This window comes from Massilia sp. PWRC2 (assembly GCF_049896725.1).
Classification (GTDB): domain Bacteria; phylum Pseudomonadota; class Gammaproteobacteria; order Burkholderiales; family Burkholderiaceae_D; genus JAFCUW01.
Window position 1 is genome coordinate 219,910 of the sequence record NZ_JAFCUW010000006.1, and the last position, 23,041, is coordinate 242,950.

The 23,041-nt window shown below is 61.0% G+C and carries 22 protein-coding genes and 1 pseudogene; 15 read left to right on the forward strand and 8 right to left on the reverse strand.

The genetic code is table 11. The features are described from left to right. Positions 1–80 precede the first annotated feature (80 nt). Positions 81–1,202, reverse strand: coding sequence for a catalase family protein (locus ACP7BZ_RS13915; RefSeq protein ID WP_426114078.1), 1,122 nt, complete (start codon positions 1,200–1,202; stop codon positions 81–83). 198 nt (positions 1,203–1,400) lie between these two features. Between ACP7BZ_RS13915 and ACP7BZ_RS13920 the strand changes: the two genes are divergently transcribed. Both ACP7BZ_RS13920 and ACP7BZ_RS13925 read left to right on the forward strand, forming a co-directional pair. Beyond that, a complete protein-coding gene (locus ACP7BZ_RS13920) occupies positions 1,401–2,246 on the forward strand; it encodes an alpha/beta fold hydrolase (RefSeq protein ID WP_426114080.1) in 846 nt (281 codons plus the stop codon). 137 nt (positions 2,247–2,383) lie between these two features. Next, positions 2,384–3,094, forward strand: coding sequence for a dienelactone hydrolase family protein (locus tag ACP7BZ_RS13925; RefSeq protein ID WP_426114081.1), 711 nt, complete (start codon positions 2,384–2,386; stop codon positions 3,092–3,094). A gap of 69 nt (positions 3,095–3,163) precedes the next feature. On the opposite strand, the gene ACP7BZ_RS13930 is transcribed toward ACP7BZ_RS13925, so the two are convergent. Beyond that, entirely contained in the window at positions 3,164–3,808 is a 645-nt protein-coding gene (locus tag ACP7BZ_RS13930) for a YitT family protein (protein WP_426114083.1), read from the reverse strand. A gap of 477 nt (positions 3,809–4,285) precedes the next feature. On the opposite strand from ACP7BZ_RS13930, the gene ACP7BZ_RS13935 reads away from it, so the two are divergent. Further along, positions 4,286–4,738: an FKBP-type peptidyl-prolyl cis-trans isomerase gene (locus ACP7BZ_RS13935; protein WP_426114085.1), complete on the forward strand. Its 453-nt coding sequence runs from the start codon at positions 4,286–4,288 to the stop codon at positions 4,736–4,738. A 15-nt stretch (positions 4,739–4,753) separates the two neighbouring features. Here the strand turns inward: ACP7BZ_RS13935 and ACP7BZ_RS13940 are convergent, their stop codons facing one another. After that, a complete protein-coding gene (locus tag ACP7BZ_RS13940; RefSeq protein WP_426114087.1) occupies positions 4,754–5,962 on the reverse strand; it encodes a TerD family protein in 1,209 nt (402 codons plus the stop codon). 112 nt (positions 5,963–6,074) lie between these two features. Then, positions 6,075–8,024, reverse strand: coding sequence for a phosphatase PAP2 family protein (locus tag ACP7BZ_RS13945; protein ID WP_426114089.1), 1,950 nt, complete (start codon positions 8,022–8,024; stop codon positions 6,075–6,077). 326 nt (positions 8,025–8,350) lie between these two features. On the opposite strand from ACP7BZ_RS13945, the gene ACP7BZ_RS13950 reads away from it, so the two are divergent. The 5 genes and pseudogenes from ACP7BZ_RS13950 to ACP7BZ_RS13970 all read left to right on the forward strand — a co-directional run. Then, on the forward strand, positions 8,351–9,238 hold the full coding sequence (locus ACP7BZ_RS13950) for a helix-turn-helix transcriptional regulator (protein ID WP_426114091.1): 888 nt from the start codon (positions 8,351–8,353) through the stop codon (positions 9,236–9,238). A gap of 151 nt (positions 9,239–9,389) precedes the next feature. After that, positions 9,390–10,424: an AraC family transcriptional regulator ligand-binding domain-containing protein gene (locus tag ACP7BZ_RS13955; RefSeq protein WP_426114093.1), complete on the forward strand. Its 1,035-nt coding sequence runs from the start codon at positions 9,390–9,392 to the stop codon at positions 10,422–10,424. Positions 10,425–10,591: 167 nt separating this feature from the next. Beyond that, positions 10,592–11,242, forward strand: a complete 651-nt coding sequence (locus ACP7BZ_RS13960) for a 3-hydroxyacyl-CoA dehydrogenase NAD-binding domain-containing protein (RefSeq protein WP_426114095.1) — start codon at positions 10,592–10,594, stop codon at positions 11,240–11,242. Between the two features lie 107 nt (positions 11,243–11,349). Further along, the gene (locus ACP7BZ_RS13965) at positions 11,350–11,553 is read left to right on the forward strand and encodes a hypothetical protein (RefSeq protein WP_426114097.1); all 204 of its coding nucleotides are present in this window, start codon (positions 11,350–11,352) and stop codon (positions 11,551–11,553) included. A gap of 422 nt (positions 11,554–11,975) precedes the next feature. Further along, positions 11,976–13,403: pseudogene (locus ACP7BZ_RS13970) on the forward strand (IS1182 family transposase); the annotation flags it as partial. A 310-nt stretch (positions 13,404–13,713) separates the two neighbouring features. Here the strand turns inward: ACP7BZ_RS13970 and glmS are convergent. Beyond that, entirely contained in the window at positions 13,714–15,543 is a 1,830-nt protein-coding gene (gene glmS / locus ACP7BZ_RS13975) for a glutamine--fructose-6-phosphate transaminase (isomerizing) (RefSeq protein WP_426114099.1), read from the reverse strand. Positions 15,544–15,706: 163 nt separating this feature from the next. Here glmS and ACP7BZ_RS13980 point away from each other — a divergent pair, with 163 nt between their 5' ends. Further along, positions 15,707–16,174: an Lrp/AsnC family transcriptional regulator gene (locus tag ACP7BZ_RS13980; RefSeq protein WP_426114101.1), complete on the forward strand. Its 468-nt coding sequence runs from the start codon at positions 15,707–15,709 to the stop codon at positions 16,172–16,174. A gap of 15 nt (positions 16,175–16,189) precedes the next feature. On the opposite strand, the gene glmU is transcribed toward ACP7BZ_RS13980, so the two are convergent. Beyond that, on the reverse strand, positions 16,190–17,569 hold the full coding sequence (gene glmU, locus ACP7BZ_RS13985) for a bifunctional UDP-N-acetylglucosamine diphosphorylase/glucosamine-1-phosphate N-acetyltransferase GlmU (protein ID WP_426114103.1): 1,380 nt from the start codon (positions 17,567–17,569) through the stop codon (positions 16,190–16,192). Positions 17,570–17,597: 28 nt separating this feature from the next. Between glmU and ACP7BZ_RS13990 the strand changes: the two genes are divergently transcribed. The 5 genes from ACP7BZ_RS13990 to ACP7BZ_RS14010 all read left to right on the forward strand — a co-directional run bounded on the left by ACP7BZ_RS13990 (position 17,598) and on the right by ACP7BZ_RS14010 (position 20,830). Beyond that, on the forward strand, positions 17,598–18,497 hold the full coding sequence (locus ACP7BZ_RS13990; protein WP_426114105.1) for a DUF6279 family lipoprotein: 900 nt from the start codon (positions 17,598–17,600) through the stop codon (positions 18,495–18,497). 53 nt (positions 18,498–18,550) lie between these two features. Further along, positions 18,551–19,201 (forward strand): 16S rRNA (guanine(966)-N(2))-methyltransferase RsmD, encoded by a 651-nt coding sequence (gene rsmD, locus ACP7BZ_RS13995; protein WP_426114107.1) that lies wholly within the window; start codon positions 18,551–18,553, stop codon positions 19,199–19,201. 124 nt (positions 19,202–19,325) lie between these two features. After that, complete coding sequence (gene coaD, locus ACP7BZ_RS14000; protein ID WP_426114109.1) at positions 19,326–19,871, forward strand: pantetheine-phosphate adenylyltransferase; 546 nt, start codon at positions 19,326–19,328, stop codon at positions 19,869–19,871. 10 nt (positions 19,872–19,881) lie between these two features. Continuing rightward, positions 19,882–20,139 carry a YfhL family 4Fe-4S dicluster ferredoxin gene (locus ACP7BZ_RS14005; protein WP_426114111.1) on the forward strand — a complete coding sequence of 86 codons (258 nt, stop codon included), beginning with the start codon at positions 19,882–19,884 and terminating at the stop codon, positions 20,137–20,139. A gap of 94 nt (positions 20,140–20,233) precedes the next feature. Beyond that, entirely contained in the window at positions 20,234–20,830 is a 597-nt protein-coding gene (locus ACP7BZ_RS14010) for a chalcone isomerase family protein (protein WP_426114113.1), read from the forward strand. A 78-nt stretch (positions 20,831–20,908) separates the two neighbouring features. Here the strand turns inward: ACP7BZ_RS14010 and ACP7BZ_RS14015 are convergent, their stop codons facing one another. Beyond that, positions 20,909–21,196: a hypothetical protein gene (locus ACP7BZ_RS14015; RefSeq protein WP_426114115.1), complete on the reverse strand. Its 288-nt coding sequence runs from the start codon at positions 21,194–21,196 to the stop codon at positions 20,909–20,911. 162 nt (positions 21,197–21,358) lie between these two features. Here ACP7BZ_RS14015 and ACP7BZ_RS14020 point away from each other — a divergent pair, with 162 nt between their 5' ends. Next, entirely contained in the window at positions 21,359–22,321 is a 963-nt protein-coding gene (locus ACP7BZ_RS14020) for a LysR family transcriptional regulator (protein WP_426114117.1), read from the forward strand. A 26-nt stretch (positions 22,322–22,347) separates the two neighbouring features. Here the strand turns inward: ACP7BZ_RS14020 and ACP7BZ_RS14025 are convergent, their stop codons facing one another. Next, positions 22,348–22,803 (reverse strand): Lrp/AsnC ligand binding domain-containing protein, encoded by a 456-nt coding sequence (locus tag ACP7BZ_RS14025; RefSeq protein WP_426114119.1) that lies wholly within the window; start codon positions 22,801–22,803, stop codon positions 22,348–22,350. Between the last annotated feature and the right edge of the window lie 238 nt (positions 22,804–23,041).

Genomic DNA, 23,041 nt, shown 5'->3' on the forward strand with positions numbered 1-23,041 from the left:
TTGTAGCGGACGCAAACTGGGACTGGCCGGGCCACGCTTGGCGCGACGTCGCCGGCCCCATGCATGCCAGGCTGAATGGCTTATTGGCGTTCTACGGCAAGCGCATCCAGGTCGGTCGGCTCCACCTGCTGCACGCCGTTGTTCTCAAAACGAAACGTCGACGACATCGCATACGCCGCCTTTCTCACCCGCATGATCGAGCCTATCGGCCGGTGCGCCGCCAGCGCGTGCCACGGATTAAAGCGCATGCCATCGTCGACCAGGCGCGAGAGCTGTTCGCTCCAGCCGGCTTGCGGCGCCATCTGCAAGCGCGCCACCGCCACGTAGGGACTGGCCTGCTGCGACCATTCAACCGAAGAATCTTCGATCGGCATGCTGGCCAGGTCGGTGCACAGTTGCACGCGCAATTCCCATTCGCCGCCGTGGTGGGCAAAATGGGCTTGCACCGCTTCGCGCAAACCGTTTTCGGTGTCGGCCAGGTCGACCTGGGCATCGGTCAGGGCGAGCAGCTCGGCGGCCACCGGGGCCAGTGAAAACTTCGCCATGTACGGGCCATACAGCACCGGCGCCTGGCTGAAATAGGTTTCTCCCAGCGGGTTGGTGGTGGGGTGGCCGCCTAGGCTTTTGAGCAGGCCGCTCTCGCTACCGACCGCCTCGAGCACCTGTTCGGCGCCGCGCAGCACGGCCGACAAGGCCACTTTCAGGCGCGGTGCCTTGTCGGTGGTGGGCGCCAGCAATTTGAGGTTGGCACCGAATTTTTTGGCGGTGGGGGCGGCAAACACGGGGCCGTTGACCATCACGAAATCCTGCGTCGCATCGTTCTCGCTGCCGTCCACGCGGGCGCCGGGCACCTTGACGAGCTTGAGCGCCAGTCCGCGCGGGGTCGATACTTTGTCGTCAAGCACGTCGCCCGGCGTGGTCGACAGCCGCACCACGGCGTCGTAGCTTGCCGGTGTGGCGAACAGGCCTTGCGCATACGCTGCTGGCAAGCCGTCGAGCACCCGCAAGCTGCCGCGCAAGATGCCGTGCGACTTCGCATGCACGCTGCGCAGCGCATGGCCGCTGTCGGCATACGTGATGGTGGAAATATGCCGGAGCGACTCGAGCATCTCGGCGATGGTGGCGGCCTCGCCCTCTTCGGGTACTTCAACATCTGGCTGATAGAGCACGGGCGTGACCGGCTCAGCTGGGCGAATTGTCATGTTACCTCCTCATTAATTTAACAAATTCATGATCGTCGCTCGACTGCGGGCCGTCGGTCCGTTGACGCACACATGGCGCCATCGGCTCATCGTCGGGATGGGGAATTTGATTGCTTAGGATCAATAAAAGACCAACGCAAATTGGTCAAACTTACACCATCGTTTCCACACGGAAATTATCTACCCATAAGGCATATCATGGAAGCACGCAAGCAGACCCGCCGTTCGTTTCACGCCGCCGCCCTCGGCCTGTTGCTGGGAGCGGCCATGCCGGCCACAGCGGCCCAGCCCGCGCTCGGTCCCGCCGGCAGCAGCACTGGTGGCGCCCGCAGCGCGCCGAAAACCTACGTCCTCGTGCATGGCGCCTGGTATGGCGGCTGGTGCTGGGAAAAAGTAGCACAGGCGCTGCGCGCCCAGGGCCATACGGTGTCGACGCCCACCTGTCCGGGGCTGGGCGAGCAAGCCCACCTGCTGTCAAAAGACATTTCACTAAGCACTTTTATTACGAGCATCACCAACCACATTTTGTACCAGGGGGTCAGCGACGTGATTCTGGTGGGTAGCGGCTTTGCCGGCGTGGTCATCAGTGGCGTGGCTGACCGCATTCCCCACCTGATCAACAGCCTGGTGTATGTCGACGCCATGGTGCTCGCCAGCGGATACTCGGTGTTTGAAGCGCAGCCAGCCGCCATCACCCGCCAGCGCCAGCAGCAGGTGCAAACGCTGGGCAAGGGACTGGCGATTCCGGCGCCGCCCGTCAACCACTACGGCAAGCTCGACACTGAAGCGGTGGACTGGGTCAGCAAGCGCCTCACGCCGCACCCGGTCGGCACCTATGAAGAAAAGCTGGTGCTGCAGCACCCGCTCGGCAATGGCCGGCCGCGTATTTATGTCGACTGCACCGCCTCGCCATTCGCCCCGCTGGTCGAGGTCAAGCAACAGTTGCGCGCGCAGCCGGGCTGGAACTGGATCGAACTGGCGGCCCACCATGATCCGATGATCACCGATCCGGGGCCCTTGTCGAGCCTGTTGGCGGGCGTGTAGCGCGGCGGCGCCGCGGCGGCTCAGGGCAATTTGGCGTGCGCGCTGCCGTCCTTGGGCGAAACGGGTATGATCCGGCCATCGTTCCACCGCACTTCACCTGCACCTCATCTGCCCCTCACCTACACCGGAGATCACACATGGCTATCAAGACAGAATGGATTCAACTCGACGCTGCCGATGGTAAATTCGACGCCTATGTCGTCACCCCGCACACCGGCAGCGGCCCCGGCATTGTATTGATCCAGGAAATTTTCGGGGTCAACGAACACATCCGCACGGTTGCCGAACAATATGCCCAGGACGGCTTCATGGTCATCGTCCCCGACCTGTTCTGGCGCAGCGAACCACGGGTCGAACTCGGTTACGACGAAAGCGGCTGGAAACGCGCGGTCGAACTGATGAACGCGACCGACAACGTCAAGGCCCAGGCCGATATCAGCGTTGCCATCGACGCCCTTAAAACGCGCGACGGCTTTACTGGCCCGATCGCTGCCATCGGTTATTGCTGGGGCGGCCTGATGTCGTATCACACGGCCGCCAATGGCCTGGTCGACGCTGCCATCTGCTACTACGGCGGCGGCATCCAGAACAGCCTCGATCGCGCCAGCGAAATCGAAGTGCCGGTGCTGATGCTGTTCGGCGAAGAAGACAGCCATATCCCGATGGACGCCGTGCACACGATCGCCAAGGCCTTCGAAGACAATGAACTGGTCGACATCGTCAGCTTCACCGAAGCCGAACACGGTTTTAACTGCAGCCACCGCGATTCCTACAACCAGCGCGCCGCCGTCGAAGCGCATGGCGAATCGCTGATCTTCCTGAGCGAAATGCTGCAAGACCAGGCGTAATCTTGACCAGCAAAAAAGCGGCCTGGCGGCCGCTTTTTTTATCGATCTGCAACTGGCCATGCGCCGCTGTCAACTGCCCTCGTAGCGCCCCGGCTTGTGCCAGGTGATCATCATGGCACTGAGGGCAATCCCGCTTAACGCCGACCAGCCCACCAGCGCCGGCGCTACCACCAGCAGCGAGACGGCCAGAATGACACCATCGATGGCCAGCTGCGAGCGGCCCGGATTGATGCCACATTTTTTGTACAGCCACATGGTGACGATGCCAGTGCCGCCGAGGCCAGCGCCGTGGCGGGCAAACGCCAGCACGCCCATGCCGCACAGGGTGCCGCCAATCAGGGCGGCGAAGGCCGGGTGAACATAGTTGACGATGAAGGCGTGCGGAATCAGCTGCAGCAAGGCCATGATGAGCACGCTGCCGAGCACCGACTTGACGGCGAACCGCCCGCCCATCGACAGATAGGCAAACAGGAAAAACGGCAGGTTGATCGCCATGAACAGCACGCCCACCGGCTGCGCCACCACATACGAGAGCAACAGGGCAATACCGGCGACACCACCGGTGACCAGGCCGGCGGCCTTGAGCATGGCGATGCCGATGGCGGCAAACAACACGCCAGCGATCAAGCCATAGACGTCTTCCAGCACGGTGTGCGGGACGGCGGCGCTGAGGGGAGCGGGACGCATGGGGTGAACGGCGGGCACGGCAGGCATCAGGCTGCGCGCGCGCGCAGCTGCGGGACGCCGTCGAAAAAATGGGCCAGGGGCGGGGCTGAGTGCATGTTGTTGTCCGTGCAGGTTGATAAAGCGAGCGCAAAAGTGCCGCAGCGGCGTTCATGGTGAAACGCTGGTGCGGGCTGACCGGTATTCGGGGCGCTGTCTCCGGCCCGTCCTTCGGTGTCGAAGCGGGGGAGCGCTTGCTGCATGGCTGACGTTCGGCGTGGAACGGCATGTCCGTTGGCAGCGCGCCAGTGTACACGGCGCGCTGCGGCGCATATTGTAGCGCAACGGCCGGCAGTTGACATACAGTTGGCATACAGTTCACCCACAACGTCCGGCCGGCCGGTCGTTGCCCCGCCACACATCCAAGGCTGCCGGTGCCTGCGCATTGGCAACAGCGCGCCCGCCCTGTATTGTGCATGCAGCACGGCGTCGACCGTTGTTCACCAACCACTGTTTTGAAAGACTTCCATGCACCGACTCGTTACCTCCGGCATCTGCGGCCTGGCCCTGCTGGCCCTCAGTGGCTGCGAACGCGCCAGCGCGCCGGCGCCTGCAACAGAGAGTGCAGCGCCGGCCACGACCGTCGCATTTCAGAAAATCGACAGCGTCGTCGGCACCGGCAAGCTTGCCGTCGCCGGTGCCACTGCCGTGGTCCATTACACCGGCTGGCTGTATGCACCGGCGGCAGCGGCGCAGCATGGCGCCCAGTTCGATTCGTCCAGCGGCCGCGCGCCATTTAGCTTCGCGCTCGGTGGCGGCCAGGTGATCAAAGGGTGGGATGACGGCGTGCAAGGAATGAAAGTGGGCGGCAAGCGCACGCTGATTATTCCCGCCAGCATGGGTTATGGCGATGGCGGCGCCGGCCCCATTCCACCGAACGCCAACCTGATTTTTGACGTCGAGCTGCTCGACGTCCAGTAAGGCCGGCGCAAATCGTCAATCCTTGCTGCCGGTCTTCCAGCGCAGGCCAAAGCCATATTTGGTATCGAGCAGTTGGTGGACACTGGTGCTGCCCTGCTGGGCAAAATAGTCGGCCAGCTTGGTCACCTGCAAAGTACCGCCGTGGTTTTCAATCAGGGCGATGGCGCACAGCGGCTGGTTGGCGCCCTGATCGAGGCGCACCTCGACCGGCGCCTGCCCGGCAATCTCGATGGTGACCACGCCGTCGGTGGCGCCCCAGTTGGGTGCGCCCTCATAAATAAAGGCGAAAATCAGGGCGCGCTTGATCTGGTCGAACTGGTCACCGTTGATGAACAGGTTTTCGCCGCTCGCCACGCTGCCGCTGCGGTCATCGCCTTCGAGCACGATGAAGGGCCGCTGCGCGTAATTGCCCCACTGCTTGCCGAGCGCCTGCACCAGGCCGGGGCTGCCGTCAGCCAGTTCGAACAGGCAGGCGAGGTCGAGATCGATACCCTTGTCAGGCTGCTTGATCAATTTCTCGAAAAACCCCGTCTTGGGGGCCAGCGCAGGCCGCTGGTTCCAGTTGAGGTTGACGCGGATGCGGCCATAGCTGCGCCCGCTGCGCTTGTCGAGCGCGACCTTGTCGCCGCGCTTTTCCAGCGTGACTTTAGATAAGGACAGCGGCGCGGGCGCGCCGACAGCTGCCGCCGCGGCGAGTGCCTCGGTGCCGCCGAAATGGGTCAGCAGCGCCGCCAGGCCGCCCTTGAATCCCTGACCGACGGCGCCGAAACGCCACTGGCCATCGCGCCGGTACAGCTCGGCGATGATGATCGCTTTTTCTGCCGTAAAATCGGCGCCGCTGAAGGCGAAGCGCACGGTCTCGCCGATGCTGATGGCGCTGGCGCCGATACTGCGCATGGTGGCCATGCCGGCGGCAGCGTCGATGGCGGCCGTAAACACCAGGCGGGCAATCGAGGCGGGCAGGGCGTCGAGGTCGATGGCAAAGCGCGCACCTGCGCCGCTGGGATCGCCTGAAAGATCGACGCTGATGGCGTTAGCGGGACTGGCTCGCTGATGAAAAAACACCATGTAGCGCTCATCGGCCAGGGTGTCGTTGGCATCAAGGCCAAAGCAGGCGATATCGACGCTCGCTTGCGGCGAGGGCAGCGTCACCAGCACCGTCAGCGGCGTACTACAGCCGAGATCGCTCAGCTTGCCTTTTTGTCCGCGCGAAAAACTGTGCATGGGTCCCGTACTCCGTCAATATGGTCGCTGGCTGTTCGCCGTCGACCATAGCACGGATTGAGGTTGCCCCCGGTACGCCAGCACAGCGGGCTGCGCCGGCATACTTTTACCATCAGCTGCCCAGGCGCAGCTGCAGGCCGGTGGCGCTGTAGGTCGGCGTGACCGTAAAGCCGTCGACGGTGATGGTGTCGAACTTGCCTTTCAGGCTGGCCGCGCTGATCACCATCAGGGTGTCGCCGGATGCTGGTTTGACGCCGTCCTGGAAGGTGATGCGCAAGCTGCCGCCGGCAATGGTGGCGGTGCCGGTGACGCTCAGGCGCCCCTGCTGGGCAGCGCCCAGGCGCAATTGCAGGGTCGCGCCGGCCAGCTGCGTATATTGACCGCCGATCACCAGCACGCCAGGAGCGTTGCTAAGCACGTTGGCGCCGCTGGCGACATACACGTCGCCGCTACCGAACGCGCTGCCCGACTGCGCTTCGAGGGTGCCGGCGTCGACTTGCGCGCCGCCAGTCCAGCTGTTGTTGCCGCCCAGCTGCAGCACGCCCGTGCCCTGCTTGACCAGCTTGCCGCTACCGCTGATGTCGTTGCGCCAGCGATCGGCGGCGTTGACGCCGCCTTTGCTGGCATCCATGTTGACGACGACATTGCCGCTAAAGGCGCCGTAACCATCGGCAGCAGCGAACAAGTTTAAACGGCCCCAGCCTTCAGCGTCGTCGAGCACCGGGTAGCCGGAACCGATGGCGGTGGTTTTGAGCACCACGCGGCGCTGGGCATCGTCGAGGTAAGGCAGGCGGCTTTCGAGCAGCACTTCGGCGCCCTTCGGCACCACTGCCGGCGCACCGGTGGCGCCGATGGTCGGCAAGCCATAAGTCATGCGGCGCAGATAATTGGCCTTGTTGGTGGCGTAATCGGCAAAGCGGTCATTGGCGGCGGTGCCCGACACCGCGTAACTGGCGAAGGTGGTGGCGCTGGTGTTGGTGGCTTTCATGAGGGTGTCATGGGCCTGGCTGAGGGCGGCGGCGCGGGTGGTGGCGCCGGCGGCGATCAGGTTGGCGGCGGCGATCGCTTGCGCCTGCACGCGGCCGCTGATCACATCGAGCGGCGAGTGCATGCCGGCGAGGATGCGGTTTTCACCGAGTTCGAGACCGCGGCCGACCAGTTGCTGATAGCGCTCGGGCAGTACGTAGGCCATGGCGACAGCGTTGCGGGTGGCTTCCGCTGCGTGACCGCTGGTAAAGCCGCCGTCGGTGTTGGGGGTGGTGCTGATGGCGGGCACCAGTTGTGGCAGTACCTGCACCGCGCTACTCCAGCGGAACGGCCGCGCGTATTTATAAAACCGCTTGGCCGGCTCGGTCGAACCGTTGGTGCCCATCGCATTGATCAGGTCGATGACCTTGCCGAATTCAGGGTTGGCATCGCCACCGATGCCGTTGTTGTTACCGCCATCATCGTATTTGACGGTGGCGGCATCGGCCGGGATGCCGTTGATGGTGGTGGTCTGGCGGCTGGCCGTGCGCCAGGCAGTGGTCAGCGGGCCCATCCCTTCGGTCACGCTATAGCCCTTGCCGCGGCGGTCATCGACGTAGGCCATCAAGACTTGCTCGGCGCTGCGGTTGGCGGTGGCCTTGACGACGTAATCGATATTCGCACTGTGGACGGTGGCATTGACGATGGTGCCGCCAGCGCTGCCATCGTTGGGCACGCCGGTCCAGGCGGACGCCGCCACTGCGGCAAAGCCGTCGACGGCGGGGGCAGGGGAGCCGGCATCGACCAGTTCGGTCAACGGTTTCCAGATCGCCAGCATGCCGCCGAGCACGCGCACACCGGCATTGGTGGCCAGAGTAGCGTAGCGGGCGTCGCCGCGCTGGTTGCTGGCGACACTGTCGACGAAGGCGGTGCCAGCCGGCACTGGGGCGGTGTCGGCGGCGCCCTGGTCAGCCGGTGCTGCTGGCACCACCAGGGCAGCGTCGGTGTTGTCCGAACCGCCGCAGGCGCTCAGTACGAGCAGGGCGCCAATCGACAGGGCAAGGGGGAGGCGGCGCAGGGCGGCACGATGGTACATGAAATAATCCTTCGGTGCGTTAGTGAGAGTTGGTTACAAAACCGCTGCGATGATACGAACGGTGTGTGACACCTTGATGACTGCGCCAAACTGGCGTTCGGTGCGCCAGCGCTGTCCTGCACTGTCGTACACTGTCGTACACTGTCCTGCAGTGTCGTGCTGTGCGCTGCAGTATCCGGCGGTGTCCTGCGGTGTCCTTATTTGTCATGCCGATTGTCCTGAACCGCACTCGCGATCCATTGCGCGCACTGGGACAATGACCGGGTCTACTCCAAGGAGCCATCCATGTCCAAGCACCGACAGTCCCAACGACCATTCTGGCTGCCTTGCCGCGCCGCGCTCGCCCGGCGGGGGCGATCATGACGCCGTATGCGAGCGGGCGAGGCAGCGCGCCGGCGGGCGTGCTGGAAGCGCGCTGTGACGCCCTGCATATCTGCCTCTTTGGCCGGGTTGCCGCTGACGGTGGCGAACGCGCGCTGGCTGAGCACGAGATCACCGCGCCGCGCATACGGGCCGCCGCATTGCTGACCTACCGCGGCGCCTGCGGCACGTCGCGGCAGATCCGGGTGAGCGACCGGCATGTCTCCATCATTCCCGCCGGCCATGCTTATACGGCCGAATGGAACGCCGACGCCGAGATCACCCGTTTGAGCGTCAAGCCGGGCTTTCTCACTGCGCTGGCCAGGGCGAACGGCCATCGCGGCGTTGAAATCATGCCCCAGTACGCTTGCGTCGATCCTTTCATGTGGCATCTGGCGCGCTCGATTGAACAACAAATGCGCAGCCGGCGTGTGCTCGAGCAGTCGTACGTCGAGTCGCTTGCTATGGTCATCGGCCAGCATCTGCTGGCGACCTATACGGATACCTCGCTGTCCGCGTCGAGCCCGGGCGGGCTGCCGCGCTACAAGATTCGGCGCGCCATCGAGTTCATTCGCGCGCACTTCAAGGAAGACATCGGCTTTAAGGATATCGCCGCGCAACTGGACATGAGTCCATTTCACTTTGCGCGCATGTTCAAGGAATCGACGCAGGAATCGCCGCACCAGTTCATCATGCGTTGTCGAATCGAAGCGGCCAAGAAAATGCTGATCGAAAGCGAGCAATCGATTGCCGATATCGCCGACGAGGTGGGCTACAAAAGCCAGAGTTATTTCACCACGCGCTTTGCCCGGCTGGTCGGCTTGACCCCCGCTGCATTTCGCAGCGCTCGCTAGCGAGCTAACCGGGGGTGATGGCGCGCTGGCCGGCGCTGCCATCGATTGACTAACCAACAGTAGATATGCTACCCTGCAGCCGAAGCGACATCAGCGTGGTGCCGAAGCGGCGCATCACTCCCGGTGGTTTGCATTGGTAGGCGAGGGGCGGGTGGCAGCACTGCAAAATATCGGTTCGACCGAGCACATTTATCCGGTCTACAAGATCGCGCCATTGATTGCGTACCTGCGCACTGCCGGTATGGCGGACCAGCTCGCACTCACGGGGGCCGGCATGACCCTTGACGATTTGCGCGACCCTTACTTTTGTATCTCACGGCGCCAGGTCGCCACCGTGTTCAACAATTTCCTGCGACTGGCGCCGCCATCGACGAGCCCGCTAAAATTGGGCGCCGCATTTCAGCTGACCGATTTCGGCTTTTTCGGTTACGGCTTGCTCAGCAGCGTCGACGTCCGCCAGGCGATCGCGTTCGGCATGGCATACCGGGAACTGGCCACGCCCATCGTCGACGTCGAGTTCGACGAATCGGGCGATCAGGCGGCGTGGATCATCCGCGCCCTGCCCGACTTCGCGCTGAGCCGCGCGATGCAACGCTTCGTCGAAGAGTACCAGAGCGGCATCCTGCTGGCAGTGCACAAAAACGTCACGGGCGATGCCTTCCAGCTGTGTTCAGCGCGCTTCGCTTTCGATGCGCCGGCCTCGCTGGCACCGTATCAAGGGCTGTTGAACTGTCCCGTCGAGTTTGCCGCCGCCTGCACCGAGTTACGGTTCGACAAAGCGTGGCTGGAACGCAAACCCATCGGCGCGCATGCCGTCACGTTCCAGCTGGTTACCGACGCCTGTCATGAACTGCTCGACCGCATCGACAACCGGCGTGGCATGGTTGGCGAAATCTACCGGCAACTACTGAGTCAATCGGGCCAGTTTCCCTCGCTCGAAGCGATGGCCACGCGCCTGCATGTGCACCCGCGTACGCTGCGCCGCAAGATCATCAGCGAAGGTACGACGTATCAAAAAATCATCGACGAGGTCCGCTTCCGGCTGGCCTCGACCTATCTGACGCGCACCCGGATGAACCACGATGCGATTGCCGAACGGCTGGGCTTGAGCGACGCCTCGAGTTTTCGCCGGGCGTTCAAGCGCTGGGCACAGCTGGCGCCCACCGAATTCAAAAAGCGCGCCTGACCGCGCCACCCCTGCCGATCTACCCGACGCCAGTGACGCCCTGCGCACAGGCGCGCTAAACGCGCATGGATGCGAAAGACGCCGGCGCCGGCGCGACCTATTATTGCCAAGGGCTGTGGCGAACGCGCCGCAGACCCGTTTTCCCTTACCGCAAACGGAGAAGTCACATGAGCAACCCGATCACCAGGGTCGCCGTCGTCGGTACCGGCATCGGCACCGGCATGATTGGCGCCAGCTGGGCAGCGCTGTTGTTGGCGCATGGCCTGCAGGTGAGCGCCACCGATATCGCAGCGGGTGCCGAGGCCGCATTACGGCACTACATTGACCAGGCCTGGCCCGCACTCGAACAGCGCGGCCTGGCCGACGGCGCCGACCGTGGCAACTTGCGGTTTACCACCGACCTGGCCGATGCTGTCGCTGACGCTGAACTGGTGCAGGAAAATGCGCCCGAGCGGCTCGAGGTCAAGTTCTCTCTCTACGACCAGCTCGACGCGCTGCTACCGGCCAAGACACTGATTGCATCGAGTTCATCGGGATGGACCATGGCGGCCATCCTGGCCAGCTGCCAGCGCCACCCGGAGCGCTGCGTGATCGGCCACCCGCTCCATCCACCGCACTTGATTCCGCTCGTCGACGTGGCCGGCGGTGCGCTGACAGCGGCGTCGACGATCACGCGTGCCACGGCGTTCTATGACAGTCTGGGCAAGCGCACCATCCGCCTGCACAGGGACCTCGCGGGCCATGGCGCCAGCCAGCTGGCGACCGCAGCAGCAACGACAGCAGCGCGCATTTTTACAAGCAGTGCAGCCCTGCGCTGACGGCGCAGCCCGCGGCGGCGCGCGGCCATGACAGGTGTTCGCGCAGCAGGCGCGCTGGCAGTTTCCTCATCCATCCGACAACGCATTTGACCTTTTGGAGAATCACCATGGACGTTCGACCATTCACTTGCCTGCTGCCCTTGCTGGGATTGACGGCGTTAATCATCGGCTGCGCCACCGATCAACATGTGGCTCCAGACAATGCCGTGGCCGGTCGCTCACGGGCCGATGTGAAGGCGGAGGCGATTGCCGAGACCAGGGAACACCGGGCCACCTTGACCGTGTCGGAGGAAGCGATTTTGAAAAAATAAACTGGCGGCTGCTGGTGGGCGCCATCGTTGGGCTGCGCAGCAAACGTATGCAGCCGCACCACTACGATGGTCACCACATCGGATGAAACACGCCGGTTTAGTAAAGTCCTGCGTTCCGATACCGGCGAACGCAGGCGACTTCGAGCAAAAAGCAGGCGACCAGGCCCGCAAGACCAAAGGCGCCCTGAACAAGGGCCGCTGCCATCAGGGGCAACACGCCGAGCCAACATACGAGCTGGTAAGTCAGGGGTAGCGCTTGATAGTGACGGGCTTTTTCAGGCGACCCTCTGAATTCATGTATCAGGATTTCTACACATATTCGACTGTCCGGTTTCGGCCCAGGCTGTGTAAAAACGTAAGCCGATGTAAACGAAACCTGATCGGTAAACGTTAAGCCAGTATCTCATCACTTGGGGTGCGAAATGAAGCGCTTTATCGAAGGTGCGGACCGCGGCCAGTCGACGATGCTCCCCGAGTTACTGGACGACTATGTCGACGCAGACAACCAGGTTCGGGTGGTCGATGTATTTGTCGATCAGCTTGACCTTGCCAGCCTTGGATTCGAGCGCGTGCAGCCAGCTGTGACGGGGCGGCCTGCCTACCATCCGAGCGTGCTTCTCAAGCTGTACATTTACGGCTACCTCAATCGGATACAGTCGAGCCGGCGTCTGGAGCGCGAAGCTCAGCGGAACATCGAATTGATGTGGTTGATCGGACGTCTAAAACCGGACTTCAAGACGATCGCTAACTTCAGAAAAGACAATGGCAGATCGATGCGCAATGTATGCCGTCAGTTCGTCATTTTGTGCCAGCAGCTTGATCTCTTTTCGGATGCAGTCGTCGCTATCGACGGCAGCAAATTCAAAGCGGTGAACAGCAGCGATCGCAATTTCACCGACGCAAAGCTGAAACGGCGGATGGAAGAGATCGAAGCAAGCATCGGTCGTTACCTGACCGAGCTCGACAGCGCCGACAGGCAGGAACCCGGCGCCGCAAAACCAAAACGCGTGCGGCTGGAAGAGAAAATAACGGCATTAAAATTGCAGATGGCCTCGCTCAAGGAAATGGGAGCAAAGCTTGTAGAGACTGGCGAAACACAGATCTCGCTGACAGATCCCGATGCCCGATCTATGATGACACGCGGTAGCGGCATCGTCGGCTACAACGTGCATACTGCAGTCGATGCGAAGCACCATTTGATCGTTGAGCACGAGGTGACCAACAACGGCAGCGACCGTGATCAATTATCTGCAATGGCCAAGAAAGCACGCAGCGCAATTGGAACAACAGAGCTGACGGCGCTTGCCGACAGGGGCTACTTCAATGGCAAGGAAATACTGGCGTGCCATGATGCCGGCATCTCCACCTTGGTGCCGCCGACGAAAACCTCAAACGCCAAAGCTGATGGGCGATTTGACAAGGCCGACTTCGTCTACGATCCGGAAAAGAATGAATATCGGTGCCCGGCAGGTCAATCACTCATTTGGCGTTTTGCGACCGTCGAAAAAGGGATGACGAATCATCGATATTGGAGCTCGAATTGCAAGGATTGTCCGCTCAAAGAAAAGTGTATGCCGAGTCCGCAGCGGCGCGTGACCCGCTGGGAACATCAGCACGTGCTTGAAAAGATGCAGGCACGTCTCGAACAAACGCCGGATGCGATGCGAATTCGACGTTGCACGGTTGAGCATCCATACGGCACCATCAAAGCCTGGATGGGGGCGACGCATTTCCTGACAAAGGGGTTGGAGCGCGTGAAGACGGAGATGAGCCTGCACGTCCTTGCCTATAACCTCAGACGACTGATCGCCATCCTCGGCATTGCGGATATGATGAAGGCCATCAAGGCTTTTATCCATTTGCGAGGCTTAAAAGCGGCGCTTCTGGCGATTGCCTCGGCATTTCGAAGGGGAAGTCCGATAAAACGATACAGCGCCGTACAACGCGTTTTAGCCCCTCAAATATAGCTTGGCGGCCCGAGCTTGCGATTGTGGGAACAGGATTGCGTTTTTACACAGCCTGGGCCGAAAGCGGAAGTACCTTCTAGGAACATGTCCACCTCGGAGTCTTGTGTCAAACATCACTGTTTTGTATCGAACGTTATTGTTTTTTGTCTGACTTTATTGTTCGTCCACACCCAGTCCGCTGACCATTCCAGCGTTATTCCACCGTCACCGACTTCGCCAGATTCCTCGGCTTGTCGACATCGGTGCCCCGCGCCAGCGCCGTGTGATACGCCAGCAACTGCAAAGCCGCAACGTGCAGGATTGGTGACAACAAGCCATAGTGTTCCGGCAAGCGAATGACGTGCACGCCATCGCCTGAGGTGATGCGCGAGTCGACGTCGGCAAACACGTACAGCTGGCCGCCCCGTGCGCGTACTTCCTGCATGTTCGATTTGAGCTTTTCCAGCAGGGCGTCATTGGGCGCGATGGTGACGACCGGCATTTCTTCGGTGACCAGCGCCAGCGGGCCGTGTTTGAGCTCGCCGGCCGGATAGGCTTCGGCATGGATGTAGGAAATTTCTTTCAGTTTCAGCGCGCCTTCAAGGGCGATTGGATAGTGGATGCCGCGGCCAAGGAACAGGGCGTTTTCTTTGCGGGCAAAGTCTTCTGCCCAGGCGATGATTTGCGGCTCCAGCGCCAGCACGGCCGACAGCGCCACCGGCAAATGGCGCATCTGTTTCAAATACGTCGCTTCGTCGGCGTCGGACAAGCGGCCGTTGACCTTGGCCAGCGTCAGGGTCAGCAAGAACAGCGCGGCCAGCTGGGTGGTAAATGCCTTGGTGGAGGCGACGCCCACTTCGACACCGGCACGGGTGATGTACGCTAGTGAGCACTCACGCACCATCGCGCTGGTGGAGACGTTGCAGATCGTCAGGGTGTGGCGCATACCCAGGCTGCGCGCGTGCTTGAGCGCTGCCAGGGTGTCGGCCGTCTCACCCGACTGGCTGATGGTGACGACCAGGGTCTTGGCGTTCGGCACGCTGTCGCGGTAGCGGTATTCGCTGGCAATTTCGACGGCGACCGGCACCTTGGCCACCGATTCGATCCAGTATTTGGCCGTCAAGCCCGCATAATAACTGGTGCCACAGGCAAGGATCAGGACGCGGTCGATGTCGGCAAACACCAGCGCGGCATTGTCGCCGAACAGTTCGGGGGTGATGCCGGCGACGCCTTCGAGGGTGTCGCCGATCACGCGCGGCTGTTCGAAAATTTCTTTTTGCATGTAGTGGCGGTAGGGGCCCAGCTCGGCTGCGCCGGTGTGCGCATGCACGGTTTTGACTTCGCGGTTGGCGGCGCGGCCATCGACGTCGACGATCCAGTAGCGGCCCAGTTGCAGGTCGACGACATCGCCTTCTTCCAGGTAGACGATCTGGTCGGTGGTGCCGGCCAGCGCCATGGCGTCGGAGGCGACAAAATTTTCACCCTGGCCAACACCAAGGATCAACGGCGAACCCTGGCGTGCAGCGACCACGCGGTGCGGCTCTTCGCGGCAAAACACGGCAATGGCGTACGCACCGTGCAAGCGCTTGACGGCCTGCTGGACGGTGTCGAACAAATCGCCGTTGTACATCTGGTCGACCAGGTGGGCAATGACTTCGGTGTCGGTCTGGCTCTCGAACACATAACCCTGGGCGCTCAGTTCGGCGCGCAGTTCGTCGTGGTTTTCAATAATGCCGTTGTGGACCAGGGCGATGCGGGCCGATTCTTCGGTGGGCGAAAAATGCGGGTGCGCATTGTGCGAGGCGGGGGCACCGTGGGTGGCCCAGCGGGTGTGGGCAATGCCAGTAAACCCTTGCAGGCCGATGTCGGCCATCTGGGTTTCCAGTTCGGCCACGCGCGCCGTGCTGCGCGAGCGCTGCAGGCGGCCGTCGACGTGCAGGGCGACGCCGCATGAATCATAGCCACGGTATTCGAGACGCTTGAGACCCTCGATCAGGATCGGGGTGATATTGCGCTGCGCTACCGCGCCGACGATTCCGCACATGATTGCCTCACTTGAATTAGATGAAAGAATTGTATCCTAGATGAAACTACATGAAATATGCTAACGAGTTCTTGCTGTTTATGAAATTTGCTGTCAAGCGTGTACCGCCATGAAATATAATTTCAGGATGCGTCATAATCCTTTTTTTAAGATGAGGTAACGCATGGTGCATAGCGATTTCGACGACCTTGATCGTCGTATTTTGAACACATTGCAGCAAGACGCTTCGCTCAACAATGCGCAATTGGCCGAACGGGTGCGGGTGTCGCCGCCGACTTGTTTGCGCCGGGTCAAGCTGTTGACCGATGCGGGGGTGATCACGCGCCAGGTGGCGCTGGTCGATCCCGCCAGGGTGGGCGCCCAGCTGAGCGCGATTGTCGAGATTTCGCTGGATGTCAATGCGGCCGAAAAAATGGCCGAGTTCGAGGCGCTGGTGGCGCTCGAACCCGCTGTGCTGCAATGCTATCGGGTGGCGCCGGGGCCCGATTTTGTGTTGATGGTGCAAGTGGCGGACATGCCGGCCTACCACGCGCTGGCGCACCGGCTGTTTGCCACGCACGCCAACGTGCGCAACGTCAAAACCTATTTTTCTACTTTTAGAAGCAAGTTCGAAACACGTATCGCCGTCTAGACAATGGGCGTCTGTTTACGGCTTGGCAATTTTGACGGGACGCTGCCAGCTGTCAATGGTGATTTGCCTGGCCCGTGACATGGTCAGTTTGCCCGCCGGCGCATTGCGCGTGAGCGTGGTGCCGGCGCCGATGGTGGCGCCGGCACCCACGGTCACCGGTGCCACCAGTTGCGAGTCGCTGCCGATAAAGGCGTCGTCTTCGATGATAGTACGGAACTTGTTGACGCCATCGTAGTTGCAGGTGATGGTGCCAGCGCCAATATTGACGCGCGCCCCCACCGTCGAGTCGCCGATGTAGGCGAGGTGATTGGCCTTGCTGTGGGCAGCGACGGTGCTGTTTTTGACTTCCACGAAATTGCCGATGTGGACTTCTTGCCCCAGTTCGGCGCCCGGGCGCAGGCGCGCATACGGGCCGATCTGCGCTTGCGGGCCCACCTGCGCCCCTTCGATATGGCAAAACGGCTTGATCTGGACGCCAGCGCCAATCGCCGAATTGACCAGCACGCTATGGGCGCCCACCCGTACGCCGTTCGCCAGCGTGACAGCCCCTTCGAACACGCAGCCGACATCGATGGTGACGTCGCGCCCGCAGGTAAGGCTGCCGCGGATGTCGATGCGGGCCGGGTCCATCAGGGTCACACCCTGCTCGAGCAGGGTATGGGCCAGGTTCAGCTGGTACCGCCGCTCGAGCTCGGCCAGTTGCACCTTGCTGTTGACCCCTGCCACTTCCCATTCTGCTGCGGGCTGGGCCGATACCACCGTCATGCCTTCGGCCACCGCCTTGGCGACGATATCGGTGAGGTAGTACTCGCCCTGCGCATTGTTGTTTGACAGTGAACTGAGCCAGTCGCGCAAGCGGGCCGTCGGCGCCACCATGATGCCGCTATTAATCTCGCAAATGCTGCGCTCGGCGGCAGTCGCATCTTTTTCTTCGACGATGCGCACGATCTTGCCGTTTTCGCGCACCATGCGGCCCAGGCCAAAGGGATTGGCCTGTTCCACCGTCAAGATGCCCAGCTTGTCATTGCCGGCCGCCACCACCAGGCGGCGCAGCGAAGCGGCACTGGTCAGCGGGACGTCGCCGTACAGGATCAGGGTGGGCACACTGTCGTCGAGCTGGGGCAGGGCTTGCATGACGGCGTGGCCGGTGCCCAGTTGCGGCTCCTGCAGGGCGGTATCGATGGCGGCGTGCGCACCGGTGTGTTGGCGGGCGACCATTTCGGGCACCGCGGCGCCGCCATGCCCGTAAATCACGCATAATTTGCCAGGTGAAAGTTCACGCGCTGTATCAATCACGTGTTGCAACAATGGCTTGCCTGCCAGCGGATGCAGCACTTTCGGCAGCGCCGATTGCATGCGTTTTCCCATACCGGCAGCGAGGATGACAACGTTCATGAGCAGCACTTTTGAAAGAGTTATATAGATGAAAAATTTTAACACGGCCCATCGCGTTGCCAGCCGACTTCGCCTGCTATTGCTGATCGCACTGATGGCCAGCGTGGCCGCCTGCAGCAGCATCCGCTTCACCTACAACCACGGCGACACCGTGCTGTACTGGTGGCTGAACAACTATCTGGACCTCGACAGCGATCAGTCCGGCTTCGTCAAACGCGATATCGACAACCTGTTCCAGTGGCATCGCAAGACCCAGCTCAAAGACTATGTGCAGCTGCTGCAAACGGGACAGCGGCAGCTGGGCGGCAGCATGACGGCCACCGATTTACACGCGAACTATGACCAGGTGCGTTCGCGTACCGAATTGCTCGCTTTTAAGGCACTACCCGAACTGGCCGACCTGGCGTTGACCGTCAAACCGGAACAGATCGCCCAAATGGAACGCAAGTTTGCCAAGAACAACGACGACTACCGTAAGAAATTCATGCGCGGTGACCTCGAAGAGCAGCAAAAGGCGCGCTTTAAAAAATCGATGGAGCAGTTCGACCTGTGGTTCGGCCATTTTAGTTCAGAGCAGGAAGCAGTATTGCGCAAGGCCTCCGATGCGCGCGCGCTCAATAACGATATCTGGCTCGACGAGCGGGTCCGTCGCCAGCAGCGCATCGTCGCCGTGCTGCGCAAGGTGCAGCGCGATAAACTGGGGAAAGACGCCACCGTCACCCAGCTGCACGGCCTGGTGCGCGAACTGTTCGATCGCATGGATGCGCCCGATCGCAAGGCGTTTTTTGACAGCTATGAAGAACAAACCATTCAAATGATATTGACCGCCGTCAAGATCGCCACGCCCGCCCAAAAAGCCCATGCGCAAAAACGCATGGCCGGCTGGATCGACGACTTTAATGTGCTGGCCACCCAGCCACAAACTTGAGCGGCCACTGATCGCGCCACTGCCAATGTTATAGTTGCGTTATAGTTGCGGCCATGCAAAAAAAGCCCGCCAAAGTCCCCGTTCACCGTCCGCCGCCACCGAAGCATGTGCGCATTATCGGCGGCGCCTGGAAACGCAGCCAGTTGCCCGTGCTCGATGCACTGGGCTTACGGCCCACCCCCGATCGCGTGCGCGAAACGGTGTTCAACTGGATCAGCCACCTGTGGGATCACAGCTGGCAATCGGCCAACGTACTCGACCTGTTTGCCGGTAGTGGCGCCCTCGGTTTCGAGGCGGCCAGCCGCGGCGCGGCTGCCGTCACCGTCATCGATGCCCACCCGCAGGTGGCGCGCCAGTTGCAAGAGATCAAGGAAAAGCTGCATGCCGAGACAGTCACGGTGCAGCGCGCCGATGCCTTGACGGCAGCGGCTTCGCTGGCCGCGCGCGGTGCCCGCTACGACTTGGTATTTCTCGATCCGCCTTACCAGCAGGATTTATTGTCAAAGTCACTGCCGCTGTGCGTGCCGCTACTCAATGCTGGGGCGCTGGTGTATGTCGAGTCGGGCACCCGGCTGCCCTTTCCCGAAGGGGCGCAAGAGGGCGATGCTGCGCCGCCCGCCTGGCTGGCGCCGTGGTTGCCGGTGCGCGAAGACAAGGCCGGCGTGGTGTTTTATTATCTGTTGCAACTGCGGACGACGCCGTAAGGATGCGGTCGATTGCCCGGCGCCGCTTGCGCCAACCTGGACAATCCCAGCCCCGTTATAGGGCAGATAATCCTTTTTCGGGCATAATGCGCCTTCTATATGAGTGCATCTTCAGGGAGCCGCAATGGTTGTAGCCGTATATCCAGGTACCTTCGATCCCCTCACCCGTGGCCATGAAGACCTGGTGCGCCGGGCGTCCGGACTGTTCGAGGGTCTGGTGGTCGGCGTTGCCGACAGCAAGAACAAGCGTCCCTTTTTCTCGCTCGACGAGCGCCTCGAAATTGCCAACGAAGTCCTTGGGCATTATCCAAACGTCAAGGTCGAAAGCTTTTCCGGCTTGTTGAAGGATTTTGTTCGCAAGCACGACGCCAGGGTGATCGTGCGCGGCTTGCGCGCAGTTTCCGATTTCGAATACGAATTTCAAATGGCTGGCATGAACCGCTATTTGCTGCCTGATGTCGAAACCCTGTTTTTGACGCCTTCGGACCAGTATCAGTTCATCTCCGGCACCATCGTGCGCGAAATCGCCATCCTCGGCGGCGATGTGTCGAAGTTCGTCTTTCCCTCGGTTGACCGCTGGCTACAAAAGAAAATCGTCAGCATGGCCGAAGCGGCCGCGATTGCCGCCGATATCGCCGCCCACGTGGCAGCGCAATCGGGCACCCCTTAAGAAACACGCCATGGCACTGCTGATTACCGACGACTGCATCAACTGCGACGTGTGCGAACCCGAATGCCCGAACGAGGCCATTTATATGGGTGCGGAGATCTATGAGATCGATCCGAACAAATGCACCGAGTGCGTCGGCCATTTCGATGAGCCGCAGTGCCAACAAGTCTGTCCGGTCAGTTGCATCCCCTTCGATCCGGCCTGGCGCGAATCGCCTGAACAATTGATGGTCAAGTACGAACGCTTGGCCGCCGCCAAGCTCGCCTGATCTCGAAAGCGCTCAGCGCTTGTTACCATTGGTGTACGCCCGTGCTATATTCGGCGCGCACGAACCCGGTAATTAAACAACAACGGAGACAACCATGGTTGCGACACGACTCAATCTGAAACACTGGTGCGCCGGCACGCTGATCGCCCTGGCCGTCGCCCAGGGCAGCGTTGCCGCTGAAGTGAATGGCATCAAATTCGACGACACCACCAAAGTGGCTGGCAAGGAACTGGTCTTGAATGGCGCCGGTGTGCGCACCAAGGTCATTTTCAAGGTGTACGCGGCGGGCCTGTATCTGGGCGAAAAGAAAAACACGGTTGCCGACATCCTCAAGCAGGAAGGCCCGCGCCGCGTCACCCTCGTCATGATGCGCGATGTCAGCTCGGCCGATTTCGGCGATGCCTTTTTGAAAGGCATCAGCGACAACACCGACGCCGCCGAAAAAGCCCGCTACGCCGGCCAGATCGCCAAATTCGGCGAATTGTTTGGCGCCATTCCCGGCGTCAAGAAGGGCGATGTCATGCACCTCGACCTGATTCCCGCTGCCGGTACCCAGGCTGAACTCAATGGTAAAAAACTGGGAGAAATTATCAGCGATCCAGGCTTTTACAATGCCATGCTGCGTATCTGGCTGGGTGACAAGCCGGCCGACAGCCACCTCAAGGGCGCTTTGCTGGGTGTGGCGCGCTGAGTGGCGCGCCAGCACGCTCAACAATAAAAAAGCGGCGCCGAGGAAACCCCGGCGCCGCTTTTTTTGGTGCGACTCGTATCAGCCGCGGGCGACGATCGAATGCAATTCCGCGGTCTGGCTGACGCCCTGCGCCGAATTGATGGTTTTTTGCATCAGCTTGGTGTCGCGCAGCCGGCGCCGGGCAGCCAGCGCATCGCGCGTCAGGCGCGGCCGCAACACCAGCACGGTGGCGCGCGCGATACCGCTCAGCAGGGGTTTGAACAACAGCGCCAGGGCGGCGGTGGCGGACACGCCGAGGATCAGGTTGACGATCGGCAGGACCGGCACGCCGGCAGCGGTTTGAAACATGCTTGAAGTGAACGACACGGTAGATCCAATGAATTAGCTTACTATCGAAGAACTATAGTGCAACGCAACATATAAATCTAATTCCAATTTTCAATACCGATTATATGAACGCTGAATGGTTTGATGTATATTGGCATTTCCATGCCTGCTGCATGAATTACCAACTCTTTTATTCTTGCCATGAGCTTTCTCACCCTTGATCTGAACTTGCTGCGCGTGTTCGATGCCGTCATGACGGAACAGAACTTGACGCGCGCCGCCGGCCACCTGGCGATGACCCAACCGGCAGTGTCGAACGCCATCAAGCGCTTGCGTGAAAGCCTGGGCGATGATTTGTTGATCCGCACCGCGTATGGCGTCAAACCGACGCCCCGTGCCGAGCAACTGTGGCCGGCCGTGCGTCAGGCGCTGGCGGGGCTGGAAGCGGCGGTGGCGCCGGGCACCTTCGATGTCTCAAAAGCCAACACCACCTTCCGCATGGCGATGGCCGATGCCACCGCCGCGTTTTGGCTGCCTTCCTTGATGCGTGCCATCGAGCACGAAGCACCCGGCGTCACCGTGCGCATGGTGCCCTTGACCACGCGCGAGCCGCGGCCTTTGCTGTTACGCGGCGACATCGATCTGGCTGTCGGCTTTTTTCCCGGGGTGGCCGCGCAGTTGTCGTCCGAGACCGGCTCGCCCGTGCGTCATGAGCGCCTCTATTCAGGGCGCTATGTGTGTGTGATGCGCAAGGATCATCCGCTGGCCAAGCAGGAATTGACACTCGACCGTTATGTTACTGCTAACCATTTATTGGTCAGCTTTTCGGGCCGCGCCCATGGCTTGACCGACGAGGCGCTGGCCCAGCTGGGGCGCGAACGCCGTATTTTATTGACCGTCAACCAGTTTTTTACGGCTGGCCGTGTGGTCGCCAATTCCGACCTGATCACCGTGTTACCAAAACACTTGATTGCGTCGACCGGTACCGCCGACGCCCTGGTATGGCGCGAATTGCCGTTCAGTTTGCCGGCGGTGCACATTGACATGCTCTGGCATGAGCGCGATGCGCGCAGTCCCGCCCACATCTGGCTGCGCCGGCATTTTGAAAGCGTCAATCTGCGCGCAGCGCCGTCGCACAAGGTGGCGGCCAAGCTGCAGGATTAAGCACGAAAAATGGCAGCCGCAGCAGCTCAGCGAATCGGCAGCTTGGTGGTATTTTTGACTTCTTCCATCACCGCATAGGTGTGGGTTTCACGCACGCCTTTTTGCAACAGCGTTTTGCCGAGAAATTCGCGGTAGGCCGCCATGTCTTTGACACGCGCCTTGACCAGGTAATCGAAGCCACCTGCCACCATGTGGCATTCGAGCACTTCAGGGATCAGCTGCACGCTGTTTTTAAAGGCATCGAACACTTCCGGCGTGGTGCGATCGAGCACCACTTCAATAAATACCAGCAGCGAGACGTCGAGCAACTGCGGATTGAGCTGGGCGGTGTAACCCATGATGTAGCCCAATTCATGCAATTTGCGTACCCGTTCAAGGCAGGCGGCGGGCGACAGATTGACCCGCGCAGCCAGTTCGACGTTGCTGATACGGCCGTCATTTTGCAGTTCGGCGAGAATTTTCTTGCTGATCTTGTCAAGCATGCGGGTGCACTCCCAATATAAATATTATTTGGTTAAATTGTCTCACCAAAAACTATCTATGGCTAGCATTCCGTAATACCAGAATTAATCCAGAAGAAACCCCACTACAATCGAATCAATTTTTTGGCGTCCGGCGCCGCGCGATGGCCTGCGTGTGCTGCTGGCTCTGTGACGCGCGTTGTAACGCGCTTTGTAACGTATTTTGTAACCTTCCTTTCCTGTTGCGGTGTTTGTCTGT